We start from the raw sequence: 15,542 nt of genomic DNA, 5'->3' as shown, positions 1-15,542 counted from the left end.
GCCGCCCCCTTCGACACCGCCCGCGCGTGCGCCGGCCGGTGTCGACCGGCCGGCGCACGCCGGTTGCCGTCAGATCGCGGCGATCGTCGGCGCGACGGCGGCGGGGTCGGTGATGCCGGCCTTGCCGGTTTCGACGTGCCCCGCGATGCGGCGCACCCAGCCCGCATTGCCCGCGACCGCGAACTGCAGGTCGTACCAGCGGCTGCTGCACGACAGATCCCAGTGCGCCTCGACGCGCTGTCCCGCCGGAATCGTCAGCGTGCGCGGCGCCCCGCCGTACGCGACATCGGTCGCCGTGACCGTGAGCGCGCTGGCGCCGGCATTCGCGATCGTCACGTACACATCGCCGTTGGCGACGTCATAGCACGGCGTGATTTCCGGCTTCGCGCCGGCGTCCGCCGCGGCCGAGCCCGCGAAGCGCCGGAAATAGCCGTTCGGGCCCCACACGCTCACGAGATAGTTGCCGCTCGCGTCGAGCGCCCACGTATCGGTCAGCTGCTTGCCCGCTTCGACCGTATAGCGGCGCGGCATCGCTGTCGGATCGCCCGTATAAACCCAGAAGTGCGCGCCTTGCGTGCCGGTATTCGCAAACGTCAGCGCGTAGCCTTGCGCCTGGAGCTGGCCGGTGACATGCAGTTCGTACGGCAGCGCGCGCGCCGGCCGCGTGCCCGACTCCTGCGCCGTCACGACCTGCTGCGCGGTACTGGCCGGCGCCGTCTGCGACGACGCACGCGAACACTGCAGGTCCGCTTGCGCGACATACGACTGCGTGCTCGGCAAGGTCGGCAACGTGACATCCGACTTCGAGAAGTCGAGCGCCGACGTCAGGTCACCGCAGATCGCGCGGCGCCACGGCGAGATGTTCGTTTCCATCACGCCGAAGCGCTTCTCGATGAATTGCAGCACCGACGTGTGATCGAATACCTGCGAGCAGACGAAGCCGCCCTTCGACCACGGCGACACGACGAACATCGGCACGCGCGGGCCGAGGCCGTACGGCAGGTTGTCGGCCGTATACGTGCCGGTTTGCGTCGACGTCACGTGGTCGTGCCGCTCGAGCGACACGTCGACGGTGCTCATGCCGGAGCCCGGCAGCGTCGGCGCCGACGGCGGCACGACGTGATCGAAGAAGCCGTCGTTCTCGTCGTACATGACCAGCAGGACGGTCTTGCTCCACACCTCGGGATTGGACGTCAGCGCATCGAGAATCGTCGACAGATAGTACGCGCCGTACAGCGGCGTGAACTTCGGATGCTCGGAGTATGCGGCGGGCGGCAACAGCCACGACACCTGCGGCAGCGCGTTCGCCTGCACGTCGGCCTTCAGCTGCGTGATCGGTCGCGTGCTCATCCCGCGCGTCTGCAGCGACGAACCGGCCGGCGCGTTCACGAAGTTGTTGAAGCACGCCAGCATGTTCGTGCCGTAGTTGCCGGTGAAGTTGTCGAACCCGGTGCCCTGCTGGTAGATCTGCCACGAGATGCCGGCCTTCTCCAGCCGCTCCGGGTAGGTCGTCCAGCTGAAGGGCGGCAACTGGATCTTGTCGAACGGGTTGTCGATGTAGTCGGTGTTGTCGAGCAGCGGGCCGCCGCCCGTGCCGAGCGGATCGACCATGCCCGTCATCAGGTACATCCGGTTCGGATGCGTGTTGCCCGGAATCGAGCAGAAATAGTTGTCGCACACGGTGAACGCATCCGCGAGCGCGTAATGGAACGGGATATCGTCGCGGACGTGGTAGCCCATCGTCATGTTGGACTTCTGCACCGCCCATTGATCGGCCCGGCCGTTGTCGATCGCGCCGTGCGTCGTCGCCCACGTATGCGGCAGGCCGCCGATGCACTGTGCGTTCACGCCCGGGTCGGTCGTGTCGTAGCGGAACGGCGCGATCACGCTCGCCGGGTCTTCCTGGCGCGGCTGGAACCACACCGGTTTGCCGTTCGGCAGCGTGACCGGGAAGCGGTCGTTATAGCCGCGCACGCCGCTCAGGTGACCGAGGTAGTGGTCGAACGAGCGGTTCTCCTGCATGAACACGACGATGTGCTCGACATCCTGGATCGTGCCCGTCACGGTATTCGGCTCGATCGCAAGCGCCTTGCGGATCGACTCGGGAAGCAGCGCGGTGGCGGCGGTCGCACCGGCGAGGCCGGCGGAGAACTTCAGAAAATCGCGTCGCGAATGGAGGGCCATGCTGAGTGCTCGTGATTGGATTTCTGGTGGAATCGGCCGGTATCAGGATGCGGGCGAGGAGGCAGGGGCGGTGAAGCCCGGCGGGCAGTGCATCTGCGCGGTGGCGACCGTGCCGCCGCCGCACGCGGCCTTCTGCTGCGCGACGGGCGCAGGGGTTGCAGTCAGGTCGTCGTTGCAGGCGCTAAGGAGTGCGATCAGCGTGAGCAGGCCGGCGACCGCGAAAGGCCGCAGGGCCGACTTTCGCATAACGGTTCTCCGTGGATGGGATGACGTGACGCGGACGCGAGGCCGCGTCGGTCATATCGACGCCGAAATGCTAAGTTTGACGTGTTACACGACAGTGTCGGGCGACAGGGATCGACGTGCATGTGAATGCACGCGTTGGTTGGCAATGAACCGGGCGATGCCCGGCCCTTTTCGAGCGGCTACATCGACCATCGCCCGGTTTCAATCGCCGCCTCCATCATTTTGACGGTGAGCGGACGCTCCAGTATTTTGTCCCTGGCGTCAGCACTAAATGGCGACCTGAATACCGTCATCAAGAATCGACCCAATCCCAGTTTCCGGGACGGGTAATAATAGTCAATGTCGAAATCGGCAATATCAACACCAAACGTTTCCGAAAACCTCCGCATCAACCTCAACATGGCTCTGTCGGAAATTTCAAGATCGATGCAGAGATCCGTGTCCGGGGTAATCTCGAACTCGCCCTGCAATGGCGAATCAGCCTCATCCCGCACCATCTCCATCAGACGAGCAAGGTCAATGTGAATTCCGTATTTATATTTGCTCGCCATCTCGGTCTTTCTCTCGGCTACGTTCATTTGATCATTGCGCGGGACACCGGGCCGCACATCCCGGCGGTTACGCTAACGCAGCCATGTCGAGCATGGGCAGGAACGCGCAGTTGTTGCTCTGGTCGAGCCTGATTTTCCAGACGTCCCGGAAAGCAGCCGCCATCGCACTTCCCCTTTCTGCACAAGAAGAAGCGGCCAGTTCATTTTGGCGAAGCAGTCCGGACGGGGCCGGTTTCGATCTTTGAACAACTGTTGCAACGGGCAAACCGGCTGCGAGGCAGCGCATGTCGAGCGCGCCGGTCACCGGCGAGAATCACGGGATTATTCAAAGATCTCGAAGACGCGACACGCAGATTATTTTTTTGTCTACGCGCAACGAGAACGACAATCACAACACAAGAATGCTGTGTCGTCCCGATGCATGCACATCAGGCATTCGCAACCGGATGTCGTCGGGCCTTTCCTGCCTTGAAGCACGGCCCTGGTCCCGCGCGTGAGAGCCGCCACCGGCCCTCACGCGCCGCACCGCTCAGTCCTCCGCCATCACCAGCAACTGCGCACCGTCCGCGACCTGGTCGCCGACGCCGTACAGCACCTCCGCGACGACACCCGCGCCCGGCGCGCCGATCGTGTGCTCCATCTTCATCGCTTCCATCACGATCAGCGGCGTGCCGGTCTCGACCCTCTGCCCCGGCTCGACCAGCACCGCGATGACCTTGCCGGGCATCGGCGCGGTCAGGCGCCCGCCGCCATGCTCGACATCGCCCGCGTGCGCCAGCACGTTGCGCCATTCGAGCGTCTCGGCCACGCCCTGCGTGAACACGTGGAAACTGTCGCCGTCCGCGTACACGCGGCCGCTGCTGCGCACACCGTCGAGCGTCACGTCGAAGTCGAGCGGCGTTGCGCCGCGCGTCCACGCGAACGGCTGCGCAGCCGCATCGCCGGCGGCAATCCGCGCGCCGCTGCCGTTGTCCTCGTAAGTCGCCGTCAGGTCCGCTTCGCGATCGGGCGCATGCCAGTCGAGCGTGCGGCGATAGCCGCCGTTCAGCCGCCAGTCCGGCAGCGAACCCCACGGCGACGCACCTTCCTGCGCGGCCGCGCTCCGTTCGCGCGCGAACAATGCCGCGCAGGCCAGCGCGAGCGTCGCGCGCGGCAGCGGTTGCGGCGCGAACAGCGCATCGTGGTTGCGCTCGATCAGGCCCGTGTCGAGATCGGCGATCGCGAACGGCTCGCACGCGACGATCCGCTGCAGGAACGCGGCGTTGGTGTGCAGGCCGACCACTTCGCATGCGCGCAGCGCGCGCAGCATCCGGCCGAGCGCTTCCGCGCGATCCGCGCCATGCACGATCAGCTTCGCGATCATCGGATCGTAGAACGGCGTGATCGCATCGCCTTCGCGCACGCCGCTGTCGACGCGCACCGGCGCGCCGATCGCGAACTCGACGCCATGCGGCAGCCGCAGGTGCTTCAGCGTGCCCGTCGACGGCAGGAAGCCGCGCGCCGGATTCTCCGCGTACAGACGCGCCTCGAGCGCATGGCCCTGCACGCGCAGTTCCTCCTGCCTCAGCGGCAGCGGCTCGCCGGACGCGACGCGCAGTTGCCACTCGACGAGATCGAGCCCCGTGACCATCTCGGTGACCGGGTGCTCGACCTGCAGCCGCGTGTTCATCTCCATGAAGTAGAACGCTTCGCCCGTCATGATGAATTCGACGGTGCCCGCACCGACGTAATTCACCGCGCGCGCCGCCGCGACAGCCGCCTCGCCCATCGCGCGACGCACGTCGTCGTGCAGGCCCGGCGCCGGCGCTTCCTCGAGCACCTTCTGGTGACGGCGCTGCACCGAGCAGTCGCGGTCGAACAGGTAGACGGTGTTGCCGTGCGTGTCGCCGAACACCTGCACTTCGACGTGACGCGGGCGCGTCAGGTATTTCTCGATCAGCACGCGGTCGTTGCCGAAGCTGCTCGCCGCCTCGCGCTGGCACGACGCGAGCGCCGCCGGGAAATCGTCGGAGCGCTCGACCACGCGCATCCCCTTGCCGCCGCCGCCCGCGCTCGCCTTCAGCAGCACCGGATAGCCGATCTCGTCGGCCTCGCGATGCAGGTAGCCCGCATCCTGGTCGTCGCCGTGATAGCCGGGCACGAGCGGCACCGCGGCCGCATGCATCAGCGCCTTCGCGGCCGCCTTCGAGCCCATCGCCGCGATCGCGTCGACCGGCGGCCCGATGAATGCGATGCCGGCCGCTTCGCACGCATGCGCGAAATCCTCGTTCTCCGACAGGAAGCCGTAGCCGGGGTGAATGGCCTGCGCGCCCGTGGCGCGCGCGGCCTCGATGATGCGCTCGATGCGCAGGTAGCTGTCCGCGGCCGCCGAGCCGCCGATATGCACGGCTTCGTCGCACGCGGCGACATGCTTCGCGTTCGCGTCCGCGTCGGAATAGACGGCGACGCTCGCGATCCCGAGACGTTTGCACGTCGCGGCGACGCGGCAGGCGATTTCGCCGCGGTTGGCGATCAGAATCTTGTCGAACATGGCTTCGGTGTCGTCCGGAAAGTTATGGGCACGCCATCATTCACGCCACGAAGGCGTGCGCTTTTCGAGGAACGATGCGATCCCTTCGCGCGCTTCCGCGCCTGCGCGGGTCCGCGCGATCCAGTCGGCGGTCTGCTCGATCAGCGTCGCGTCGAGCGGCCGGCCGGCCACGTCCGCGACGAGCCGCTTGCACGCCTGCACCGCGTCGGGGCCGTTCGCGACGAGCGCCGCGGCCAGCTTCGCGACCGTTTCGTCGAGCGCGTCGGCCGGCACCGCGTCGTGAATGAAGCCGAGCGACGCGGCGCGCGTGCTGTCGAACACTTCGGCGGTCGTGAAGTAGCGGCGCGCGGCGCGTTCGCCCATCGCGCGCACCACATACGGCGCGATCGTCGCGGGAATCAAGCCGAGCCGCGCTTCGGACAGGCAGAACTTCACGCCGTCGACCGCGATCGCGATATCGGCCGCCGCGACGAGGCCCACGCCGCCCGCATGCGCGTCGCCGTGCACGCGCGCGATCACCGGCTTGCCGCAGCGGTGGATCGCCTCGAGCATGCGCGCGAGCTTGCGCGCATCCGCGCGGTTCTCGTCGTCCGAGTAACCGGCCATCTTCTTCATCCAGTTCAGGTCCGCGCCCGCGCAGAACGCCGGGCCTTCGGCCGCGAGCACGATCGCGCGCACGCCTTCGTGCGCATCGAGCCACTCGAACGCGGTGGTCAGCTCGGCGATCGTCGTCTCGTTGAACGCGTTGCGCACGTCGGGGCGTGCGAGCGTGACGGTCGCCACGCGGCCGGCTTCGCTTACCTTGATCGTTTCGTATCGCATCGGTGAGTTCTCCCGGCCGTTACATGCGGAACACGCCGAAACGCGTGTCGTCGATCGGTGCGTTCAGCGACGCGGCCAGGCCGAGCCCGAGCACGTCGCGCGTCTGCGCGGGGTCGATCACGCCGTCGTCCCACAAGCGCGCGCTCGCGTAGTACGGATGCCCCTGGCGCTCGTACTGGTCGCGGATCGGCTGCTTGAACGCATCCTCTTCCTCGGCCGACCACGAACCGCCCTTCGCCTCGATGCCGTCGCGACGCACGGTCGCGAGCACCGACGCGGCCTGCTCGCCGCCCATCACCGAGATCCGTGCATTCGGCCACATCCACAGGAAGCGCGGGCCGAACGCGCGGCCGCACATCCCGTAGTTGCCGGCGCCGAACGAGCCGCCGATGATCACCGTGAACTTCGGCACCTTCGCGTTCGACACGGCCGTCACCATCTTCGCGCCATGACGCGCGATGCCTTCGTTCTCGTACTTGCGGCCGACCATGAAGCCCGTGATGTTCTGCAGGAACACGAGCGGAATCTTGCGCTGGCAGCACAGCTCGATGAAATGCGCGCCCTTCACGGCCGATTCGGAGAACAGGATGCCGTTGTTCGCGATGATCCCGACCGGATGGCCCCAGATGTGCGCGAAGCCCGTGACGAGCGTCGTGCCGAAACGCGCCTTGAATTCGTCGAATTCGGAATCGTCGACGATGCGCGCGATCACCTCGCGCACGTCGAACGGCTTGCGCGTATCGACGGGAATCACGCCGTACAGGCTCTTCGCGTCGTAGCGCGGCGGCTTCGGTTCGCGCAGCGCCACCGGCGGCGCGATCTTCGGCGCCAGGTGATCGACGATGTTGCGCGCGATCGACAACGCATGCGGGTCGTTCTGCGCGAGATGGTCGGCCACGCCCGACAGGCGCGTGTGCACGTCGCCGCCGCCGAGATCCTCGGCGCTCACTTCCTCGCCGGTCGCAGCCTTCACGAGCGGCGGGCCGCCGAGGAAAATCGTGCCCTGGTTCTTCACGATGATCGACTCGTCGCTCATCGCCGGCACATACGCACCGCCGGCCGTGCACGACCCCATCACGACCGCGATCTGCGCGATGCCGGCCGCCGACATCGTCGCCTGGTTGAAGAAGATGCGGCCGAAGTGGTCGCGATCGGGGAACACGTCGTCCTGGTTCGGCAGGTTCGCGCCGCCCGAATCGACGAGGTACACGCACGGCAGCCGGTTTTCCGCGGCGATTTCCTGCGCGCGCACGTGCTTCTTCACGGTGATCGGATAGTACGTGCCGCCTTTGACCGTCGCGTCGTTGCACACGATCATGCATTCGCGGCCCGCGATCCGGCCGATGCCGGTGATCACGCCCGCGCCCGGCGCGTCGTCGTTGTACATGCCGTTCGCCGCGAGCTGCGACAGCTCGAGGAACGGCGCACCCGGATCGAGCAATTGCGCGATCCGGTCGCGCGGCAGCAGCTTGCCGCGCGACAGGTGCTTGTCGCGCGCGGCCTGGCCGCCGCCTTGCGCGAGCTGTTCGATCTTCGCGCGCAGGTCGGCGACGACCGCCTCCAGCGCCGCGGCGTTCGCGCGGAATTCTTCCGAACGCGGATTCAGTTTCGATTCGATGATCGGCATCGACGGGGCTCCGTTCGCGTGACGTGGGGCGTTACATCGTTTCCGCGAACAGCTCGCGGCCGATCAGCATCCGGCGGATCTCGCTCGTGCCCGCGCCGATCTCGTACAGCTTCGCATCGCGCCACAGGCGGCCGACCGGGTATTCGTTGATGTAGCCGTTGCCGCCGAGAATCTGGATCGCCTCGCCGGCCATCCACGTGGCCTTCTCGGCCGTGTAGAGAATCACGCCCGCGCAGTCCTTGCGCACCTGGCGCACGTGGTCGCTGCCCGCCGAGTCGAGATGGCGGCCGACCGCGTACAGATACGCGCGGCATGCCTGGAACGTGGTGTACATGTCGGCGACCTTGCCCTGGATCAGCTGGAATTCGCCGATCGACTGGCCGAACTGCTTGCGGTCGTGGATATACGGGACCACCGCGTCGAGACACGCGGCCATGATGCCCGTCGGGCCGCCCGACAGCACCGCGCGCTCGTAGTCGAGGCCGCTCATCAGCACCTTCACGCCGCCGTTGAGCTGGCCGAGGATGTTCTCTTCCGGCACTTCGACGTCCTGGAACACCAGCTCGCCCGTGTGCGACCCGCGCATGCCGAGCTTGTCGAGCTTCTGCGCGACCGAGAAGCCCTTCATCCCCTTCTCGACGATGAACGCGGTGATGCCGCGCGCGTTCGCTTCGACGTCGGTCTTCGCATAGACGACGAGCGTGTCGCAATCGGGGCCGTTGGTGATCCACATCTTCGTGCCGTTCAGCACGTAGCGATCGCCGCGCTTGTCCGCGCGCAGCTTCATGCTGACGACGTCGGAGCCGGCGTTCGGCTCGCTCATCGCGAGCGCGCCGATGTGTTCGCCCGACACGAGCTTCGGCAGGTATTTCTGTTTTTGCGCGTCGGTGCCGTTGCGGTGAATCTGGTTCACGCACAGGTTCGAATGCGCGCCGTACGACAGGCCGATCGACGCCGATGCGCGCGAGATCTCCTCCATCGCGACCATGTGGGCGGTGTAGCCCATGGCCGAGCCGCCGTACTCTTCGGCCACCGTCATCCCGAGCACGCCGAGATCGCCGAACTTCTTCCACAGATCCATCGGAAACTGGTCGGTGCGGTCGACCTCCGCCGCGCGCGGCGTGATTTCCTTCGCCGCAAACGTCGCGACGGCGTCGCGCAGCATCTCGATGTCTTCACCGAGCATGAATTGCACGCCGGGCAGGTTGATCATGTCTCCTCCGTCTCCAGAAAGTGGGTCGCATTCGCCGATTTCTGAGTTTCGCTCAAATCGGATCAATGCGTCGATTCATTAAGCCATTGCAGCGGAAATTTTGCACAGTTTCGCGCCTCGTCCAGCCTGGCGTCAATAGTTTTTTGAGTGACACTCAGATATCATGGCGACATGACAGCCGCTACCGCCGACACCATGACCGCCACCGCCAAAGCCGACCGCGCCGACTCGTCGCGCGCACCCGCCGGGCGCAAATCCCAGCAGCGCGTGCAGGACATTCTGCGCGCCGGCCGGGAAGTGTTCGCCGAAAAGGGTTACGAGCATGCGACGGCCGCCGAGATCGCGCAGCGCGTCGGCGTGTCGGAGGCCACGGTGTTCAGCTACTTCCGCGGCAAGCGCGAGCTGTGCGCGCGCGTGATCGCGGATTGGTATGACGAAATCATTGCCGCGTTCGAGCACGGGATGCCGCTGGAGGCGTCGGTGCAGCAGCAGTTCGCGTTCATCGTGCGCACGCACTTGCGGCTGATGCTGGTGAACGGCACGGGGCTGTGCGCGCTGGTGCTGTCGGAGGGGCGTGCGAAGCAGCATGCGCTGAGCGACGAGCTCACCGCGCTGCAGCGCCGCTATACGGCGCCGCTGATGGACGTGCTCGCACGCGGCCAGGCGGCCGGGCAGGTGCGCCGCGACATGCCGCTGAGCCTGCTGCGCTCGATGGTGTTCGGGCCGATCGAGCACGTGCTGTGGGATGCGATCCTCGGGCACCGCAAGCTCGACACGGAAACGACGGCCACGCAGCTGATCGACATGCTGTGGGCCGCCGTGCAGCCGCCCGCGCCGGAGCAGGCGGCGCTGGTGCGCTTCAGGAATGAAGTCGCGGAAGCGGTGCGGCGCCTGGAAGGGGACGCGTCACGCCCGTGACGCAGGCGCGGGTAGCGCGCCCGCCGCCCTGCCTGCGCCGCCGCGCAGGAGTCAGGAACCGCTACGAATCCTCGCTGACCCGCAGCGGCGCGCGGCTCTGCTCGTTGTTCAGATGCACGAACTTGCGCAACAGGCGTATCAGTTCCTCCGAGTCCTCCTCCCCCATCCCGTCGAACAGGCCGGCACGCAACTCCCTCACCGACGGAATCAGGTGCGTGAGCAGTTCCACGCCGGCCGGCGTCAACAACAGCCGCCGCTGACGCCGCGGCAGCACTTCGCGCACGATCAATCCTTTCGCTTCGAGCCGGACCGCGAGGTCCGCCGTTGTCGACGTGTCGAGCGCCACGCGCTGCGCGAGCGTCACCTGGTCGAGCCCCGGACACTCGTAGAGCATCCGCAGGACCGCGTACTGCACCGGCGTCACGTCCCGGCCCAGCTTCTCGTAAAACATCGCGACCGCGATCTGGTGCGCGCGCCGGATCAGGTGCCCGGGCTCGTCGTACAGATCGAGCGGGAAGGTCGGCGCGTCGGCGGGATTCGTTTTTTCCATGAATGAGTCGATGACATTGGCGGCGCACGCCGGTTGCGTGCACCAACGGGATGGCGCTGCCCCGCGCCATTTCCCGGGAAAACCAGTATACCGCCCGGCTTGCCCGCGCCAATCTCAATGAGTACACTGAATCTCATTCAGTACACGGAATGAAGAGGCGCCGCGCACCGGCGGCGCCGACCTGAAGGAGACGACGAACGTGTTTCTCAAGAACGCTTGGTATGTGGCGTGCACACCCGACGAAATCGACGGCAAGCCGTTGGGCCGCAAGATTTGCAACGAATCGCTGGTGTTTTACCGCGCGGCCGACGGCCAGGTGGCCGCGCTCGAGGACTTCTGCCCGCACCGCGGCGCCCCGCTGTCGCTCGGGTTCGTGCGCGACGGCGTGCTCGTGTGCGGCTATCACGGGCTCGAAATGGGTTGCAACGGCAAGACGGCCGGCATGCCGGGCCAGCGCGTCGGCGGGTTTCCGCCGATTCGCCGCTTTCCGGTGGTCGAGCGATACGGATTCATCTGGGTGTGGCCCGGCGACGCGTCCGAAGCCGATCCCGCGAAACTGCCCGCGCTGGCCTGGGCGGAAGACCCGGCCTGGGCGCACGGCGGCGGCCTGTATCACATCCGCTGCGACTACCGGCTGATGATCGACAACCTGATGGACCTCACGCACGAGACTTACGTGCATGCATCGAGCATCGGCCAGAAGGAAATCGACGAAGCGCCGCCGAAGACGACCAGCCACGGCGATGAAGTCGTCACGAGCCGTTTCATGGAGAACGTGATGCCGCCGCCGTTCTGGCAGATGGCGTTGCGCGGCAACGGCCTCGCCGACGACGTGCCGGTCGATCGCTGGCAGATCTGCCGCTTCACGCCGCCGAGCCACGTGATGATCGAAGTCGGCGTCGCGCATGCCGGCCGCGGCGGCTACGACGCGCCGGCCGACCTGAAGGCGTCGTCGATCGTCGTCGACTTCATCACGCCCGAGACCGACACGTCGATCTGGTACTTCTGGGGGATGGCGCGCAACTTCCGGCCCGACGATCCCGCGCTGACCGCCGAGATCCGCGACGGCCAGGGCAAGATCTTCGCCGAGGATCTCGAGATGCTCGAGCGCCAGCAGCTCAACCTCGAGAAGTGGCCCGATCGCACGCTGCTGAAGCTCAACATCGACGCCGGCGGCGTGCTGTCGCGCAAGGTGATCGACCGGCTGCTCGCCGACGAACGCGCAGCGGGCGCACAGCGGCCCGTGATTCCGGTCGTGCCGGTGAAGGAGGCGTCATGAGCGCCGCGACGTTGACGGTCAGGGTCGCCCGCAAGTGGCAGGAAGCGCGCGACATCTGCGGATTCGAATTCGTCAGCGATGACGGCTCGCCGCTGCCGCGCTTCGACGCGGGCGCCCATATCGACGTCCATTTGCCGGGCGGGCTCGTGCGCCAGTATTCGCTGTGCAATCACCCCGAGCACGGCGACCGCTATCAGATCGCGGTGCTGCGCGACGCCGACGGCCGCGGCGGCTCGCGTGCCATTCACGACGAAGTCCGGCAGGGCGATACCGTGAAGATCGGGATGCCGCGCAACCACTTCCCGCTCGCACCGAACGTGCCGCATCACCTGCTGCTCGCGGGCGGGATCGGCGTCACGCCGATTCTGTGCATGGCGGAACGGCTGTTCTCGTCCGGCATCGCGTTCGACCTGCATTACTGCGCGCGCTCGACCGATCGCATGGCGTTCGTCGAACGGATCAACGCCGCCGGGTTCCACGATCGCGCCCGCTTCCACGTCGACGACGGCGCCCCCGCACAACGCTTCGACCTCGCCGCCGTGCTCGCCGCGGCGCCGGACGGCACGCATCTGTATGTCTGCGGCCCGCGCGGCTTCATGGATGCGGTGCTGGCCGAAGCCCGCGCACGCAACTGGGCCGACGAGCGGCTGCACTACGAATTCTTCGGCGGCGCAGTCGAATCGTCCGACACCGATCGCGCGTTCCAGGTTCGCATCGCGAGCAGCGGCCAGGTGATCGACGTGCCGAGCGCCTGCACCGTCGTCGCGGCACTGGCCGCGAACGGCGTCGACGTGCTGACATCGTGCGAGCAAGGCGTATGCGGCACGTGCATGACGCGCGTGCTGCAAGGCGAGCCCGATCATCGCGATTCGTATCTGACCGACGACGAAAAAGCAGCCGGCGACCAGTTCATGCCCTGCTGCTCGCGATCCAGAACCGACATGCTGGTACTCGACCTGTAGACCGGCCGCGCGACACGCGGCGGCACAACACGATATTGGAGACGATCAATGGAACAACACGCCGGATCCCCCATCAACACTACTCAATTCCCGGTCGACCGATGGTGGGTCGCGGCCCTGTCATCCGAACTGACGGATACACCCGTCGCGCGCACGCTGCTCGGCCGCCCGGTCGTGCTGTTCCGGCTGCCGTCCGGCGACATCGGCGCGCTGGAGGATCGCTGCTGCCACAAGTCCCTGCCGCTGTCGTGCGGGTCGCTCGAACCGCGCGGCCTGCGCTGCGGCTATCACGGCCTGCTGTTCAACCGTGACGGCGCCTGTGTCGAGATTCCCGGCCAGGACCGGATTCCTGCAAAGGCATGCGTATCGTCCTACCCGGTGCAAGAGCAGGACGCCATCGTGTGGATCTGGATCGGTGCCGATCCGCACGCCCAACCCACCTGCGCGCCGCCGCGCTATGCGTTCCACGCGGATCCGCACTATCGCTTCGGCGGCGGCCGTTACCACTACGACGCGCCGTACCAGCTCATTCACGACAACCTGATGGACCTGAGCCATCTCGGCTATGTCCACCTGAAAACGATCGGCGGCAACGCGCCGCTGCACATGGGCGCGGACACCCGCGTCAGCAGCGACGGCGATACGGTGTCGCTGATCCGCCGGATGCCGGATTCCGAACCGCCGCCGACCTACACGGCCGCATGGCCGTTCGCGGGCCGCGTCGATCGCTGGCAGGAAATCGAATTCCACGTGTCGCATATCCGGATCTGGACCGGCGCGATGGACGCCGGCACCGGCGACCTGCTCGATCCGTCGCGCGGCGGCTTCCACATGCGCGGCTTTCACGGCATCACGCCCGAAACCGACGCGACGACGCACTACTTCTGGACCGTCGCGACCAATCCACAACACGACGTCGAGCGTGTCGCGCAAACGGTCATCGAGCAATCCGCCGCGACGTTCGACGAGGACAAGACCGTGATCGAAGCGCAATACCGGAACCAGCTGCGGTTTCCGGGCGGCCGGCAGATCGACATCCACGTCGACGCGGGCCCCAATCGCGCGCGGCGCGTGATCGAGCGCCTGCTGCTGCAAACCGAACCCGCGTAAGCGTCGCACCGGCGCGCGCACAAGCGGGCAACGGCCACGGACAGCCTCGGGCGCCGCGGCCGCCCATCCATCCTCAACCCCGTTCAATACCGCCGGCTTCGATTCAATTCCATTTAATTAGTCATACTATTTTAATAAAGGGTCTTTGACGTGAGTGCAAATATCCGCAATACGATTGACGTGTCCCCCATGAGTGCGTTTCAGACAATGGCGGTGACGGCCTGCGTCGTGCTGAACATGCTCGACGGTTTCGACGTGCTGGCCATCGCGTTTGCCGCGCCGCATCTGGCGGCGGAGTGGAAACTGAGCGGCAAGGAAATCGGCCTGCTGCTCAGTGCCGGCCTCGCCGGCATGGGCATCGGCTCGGTGCTGATCGCCCCGCTCGCCGACCGCGTCGGCCGCCGCCGGATCATCCTGCTCTGCCTCGTCGTGATCTCGACCGGGATGCTCGCCTGCGCGGCCACGCACAGCACGCTGCAGCTCGCCGTCGCGCGCGCCTACACGGGGCTCGGCATCGGCGGGATGCTCGCGAGCCTGACGGTCATCAGCGGCGAGTACGCATCGAACAAATGGCGCAGCGCCGCGATCGGCATGCAGTCGACCGGCTATGCGATCGGCGCCACCGCGGGCGGCGTCGCGGCGGGCTACCTGCTGTCGACGTGGGGATGGCGCAGCGTGTTCGCGTTCGGCGGCATCCTGACCTTGCTGTCGATCCCGATGGTGCTCGCGCTGCTGCCGGAATCGCTCGACTTCCTGCTCGCGAAACGCCCGGACGACGCGCTCCGGAAAATCAACCGCATCCTCGCCAGAATGAAGCGCACGCCGATCGACGTGCTGCCGGCCGTTGCCTCGTCCGCCGACGCCGGCGCGCCCGCGTCGAGCTGGACGGCGGTGCTGCGGCCGCCGCTCACGCGCCGCACGATCGCGCTGTGGATCGCGTTCTTTCTCGTGATGGGCAGCTTCTATTTCGTCGTGAGCTGGACCCCGAAGCTGCTGGTCCAGGCCGGGTTGTCGGCGTCGCAGGGCGTGACCGGCGGCGTGCTGCTCAATCTCGGCGGCATCGCGGGCGCGTCGCTGTTCAGCCTGCTGTCGACCCGCGTCGGCCTGCGCAACCTGCTCGGCGCCACGCTGCTGCTGGGCGGCGCATTGATGGTCGTGTTCGGCGCGAACACCGGCTCGCTCGGCATCGGGTTGACGGTCGGGGTGTTTCTCGGCGCCGTCATCAACGCCTGTGTGGCCGGCATGTATGCGCTGTCGCCGACGCCCTATCCCGCCGAAATCCGCACCACCGGCATCGGCCTCGCGGTCGGCATCGGCCGCCTCGGCGCGATTCTGTCGCCGATGACGGTCGGCGCATTGCTGGACGACGGCTGGTCGGTGTCGCATCTCTATCTCGCGTTCCTCGTGCCGATGGCCGGTGCGGCGATCGCCGTCGCCGTGGCCGGCGGGCCTGCCCGGGCACTGCGCGGGCAACGCGATCCGGCCCTGTCGTAACGCACGACGACCGCGGTTTCGCCGACACCGGTCGGCACTCCGGACATCACCGGACG

At 66.9% G+C, this 15,542-nt stretch carries 13 protein-coding genes; 5 read left to right on the top strand and 8 right to left on the bottom strand.

Annotated features, from left to right (window positions below; translation table 11 throughout):
• Window positions 1-69: 69 nt before the first annotated feature.
• The 7 genes from BX604_RS13045 to BX604_RS13015 all read right to left on the bottom strand — a co-directional run bounded on the left by BX604_RS13045 (window position 70) and on the right by BX604_RS13015 (window position 9,173).
• Window positions 70-2,184, bottom strand: a complete 2,115-nt coding sequence (locus BX604_RS13045; protein WP_098551152.1) for a phosphocholine-specific phospholipase C — start codon at window positions 2,182-2,184, stop codon at window positions 70-72.
• A 42-nt stretch (window positions 2,185-2,226) separates the two neighbouring features.
• A complete protein-coding gene (locus tag BX604_RS13040) occupies window positions 2,227-2,430 on the bottom strand; it encodes a hypothetical protein (protein WP_098551151.1) in 204 nt (67 codons plus the stop codon).
• A 179-nt stretch (window positions 2,431-2,609) separates the two neighbouring features.
• A complete protein-coding gene (locus BX604_RS13035) occupies window positions 2,610-3,008 on the bottom strand; it encodes a DUF1493 family protein (protein ID WP_257146299.1) in 399 nt (132 codons plus the stop codon).
• A gap of 502 nt (window positions 3,009-3,510) precedes the next feature.
• Window positions 3,511-5,511 carry an acetyl/propionyl/methylcrotonyl-CoA carboxylase subunit alpha gene (locus BX604_RS13030; RefSeq protein ID WP_098551150.1) on the bottom strand — a complete coding sequence of 667 codons (2,001 nt, stop codon included), beginning with the start codon at window positions 5,509-5,511 and terminating at the stop codon, window positions 3,511-3,513.
• Window positions 5,512-5,547: 36 nt separating this feature from the next.
• Window positions 5,548-6,333 carry an enoyl-CoA hydratase/isomerase family protein gene (locus BX604_RS13025; protein ID WP_098551149.1) on the bottom strand — a complete coding sequence of 262 codons (786 nt, stop codon included), beginning with the start codon at window positions 6,331-6,333 and terminating at the stop codon, window positions 5,548-5,550.
• Window positions 6,334-6,352: 19 nt separating this feature from the next.
• Window positions 6,353-7,960 carry a carboxyl transferase domain-containing protein gene (locus BX604_RS13020; RefSeq protein WP_098551148.1) on the bottom strand — a complete coding sequence of 536 codons (1,608 nt, stop codon included), beginning with the start codon at window positions 7,958-7,960 and terminating at the stop codon, window positions 6,353-6,355.
• Window positions 7,961-7,991: 31 nt separating this feature from the next.
• Complete coding sequence (locus BX604_RS13015; protein ID WP_098551147.1) at window positions 7,992-9,173, bottom strand: isovaleryl-CoA dehydrogenase; 1,182 nt, start codon at window positions 9,171-9,173, stop codon at window positions 7,992-7,994.
• 171 nt (window positions 9,174-9,344) lie between these two features.
• On the opposite strand from BX604_RS13015, the gene BX604_RS13010 reads away from it, so the two are divergent.
• Complete coding sequence (locus tag BX604_RS13010) at window positions 9,345-10,091, top strand: TetR/AcrR family transcriptional regulator (protein WP_098551146.1); 747 nt, start codon at window positions 9,345-9,347, stop codon at window positions 10,089-10,091.
• Between the two features lie 61 nt (window positions 10,092-10,152).
• On the opposite strand, the gene BX604_RS13005 is transcribed toward BX604_RS13010, so the two are convergent.
• Window positions 10,153-10,641, bottom strand: coding sequence for a MarR family winged helix-turn-helix transcriptional regulator (locus BX604_RS13005; protein ID WP_098551145.1), 489 nt, complete (start codon window positions 10,639-10,641; stop codon window positions 10,153-10,155).
• A 199-nt stretch (window positions 10,642-10,840) separates the two neighbouring features.
• Here BX604_RS13005 and BX604_RS13000 point away from each other — a divergent pair, with 199 nt between their 5' ends.
• The 4 genes from BX604_RS13000 to BX604_RS12985 all read left to right on the top strand — a co-directional run bounded on the left by BX604_RS13000 (window position 10,841) and on the right by BX604_RS12985 (window position 15,486).
• Entirely contained in the window at window positions 10,841-11,920 is a 1,080-nt protein-coding gene (locus tag BX604_RS13000) for an aromatic ring-hydroxylating dioxygenase subunit alpha (protein WP_098551144.1), read from the top strand.
• Window positions 11,917-12,882, top strand: coding sequence for a PDR/VanB family oxidoreductase (locus tag BX604_RS12995; protein ID WP_098551143.1), 966 nt, complete (start codon window positions 11,917-11,919; stop codon window positions 12,880-12,882). Before BX604_RS13000 ends, BX604_RS12995 begins: the two co-directional genes overlap by 4 nt.
• 48 nt (window positions 12,883-12,930) lie before the next feature.
• Window positions 12,931-13,992, top strand: a complete 1,062-nt coding sequence (locus BX604_RS12990; protein ID WP_098551142.1) for an aromatic ring-hydroxylating dioxygenase subunit alpha — start codon at window positions 12,931-12,933, stop codon at window positions 13,990-13,992.
• Between the two features lie 150 nt (window positions 13,993-14,142).
• The gene (locus BX604_RS12985; RefSeq protein WP_098551141.1) at window positions 14,143-15,486 is read left to right on the top strand and encodes an MFS transporter; all 1,344 of its coding nucleotides are present in this window, start codon (window positions 14,143-14,145) and stop codon (window positions 15,484-15,486) included.
• Window positions 15,487-15,542: the final 56 nt, after the last annotated feature.

Origin of the sequence: Burkholderia sp. JKS000303, from assembly GCF_002563755.1 — a bacterium.
Taxonomy (GTDB): Bacteria; Pseudomonadota; Gammaproteobacteria; order Burkholderiales; family Burkholderiaceae; genus Burkholderia; species Burkholderia anthina_B.
The sequence above is the reverse complement of the archived record's forward strand: the minus strand, read 5'-3'. Positions and strand labels throughout refer to the sequence as shown.

Excerpts from the sequence above, each read along its gene's own strand:
- BX604_RS12995 (WP_098551143.1), top strand. The coding sequence starts at position 11,917 with ATGAGCGCCGCGACGTTGACGGTCAGGGTCGCCCGCAAGTGGCAGGAA.
- BX604_RS13045 (WP_098551152.1), bottom strand. The coding sequence starts at position 2,184 with ATGGCCCTCCATTCGCGACGCGATTTTCTGAAGTTCTCCGCCGGCCTC.
- BX604_RS13030 (WP_098551150.1), bottom strand. The coding sequence starts at position 5,511 with ATGTTCGACAAGATTCTGATCGCCAACCGCGGCGAAATCGCCTGCCGC.
- BX604_RS13010 (WP_098551146.1), top strand. The coding sequence starts at position 9,345 with ATGACAGCCGCTACCGCCGACACCATGACCGCCACCGCCAAAGCCGAC.
- BX604_RS13015 (WP_098551147.1), bottom strand. The coding sequence starts at position 9,173 with ATGATCAACCTGCCCGGCGTGCAATTCATGCTCGGTGAAGACATCGAG.
- BX604_RS13040 (WP_098551151.1), bottom strand. The coding sequence starts at position 2,430 with ATGCGAAAGTCGGCCCTGCGGCCTTTCGCGGTCGCCGGCCTGCTCACG.
- BX604_RS13005 (WP_098551145.1), bottom strand. The coding sequence starts at position 10,641 with ATGGAAAAAACGAATCCCGCCGACGCGCCGACCTTCCCGCTCGATCTG.
- BX604_RS13025 (WP_098551149.1), bottom strand. The coding sequence starts at position 6,333 with ATGCGATACGAAACGATCAAGGTAAGCGAAGCCGGCCGCGTGGCGACC.
- BX604_RS13020 (WP_098551148.1), bottom strand. The coding sequence starts at position 7,960 with ATGCCGATCATCGAATCGAAACTGAATCCGCGTTCGGAAGAATTCCGC.
- BX604_RS13035 (WP_257146299.1), bottom strand. The coding sequence starts at position 3,008 with ATGAACGTAGCCGAGAGAAAGACCGAGATGGCGAGCAAATATAAATAC.
- BX604_RS12990 (WP_098551142.1), top strand. The coding sequence starts at position 12,931 with ATGGAACAACACGCCGGATCCCCCATCAACACTACTCAATTCCCGGTC.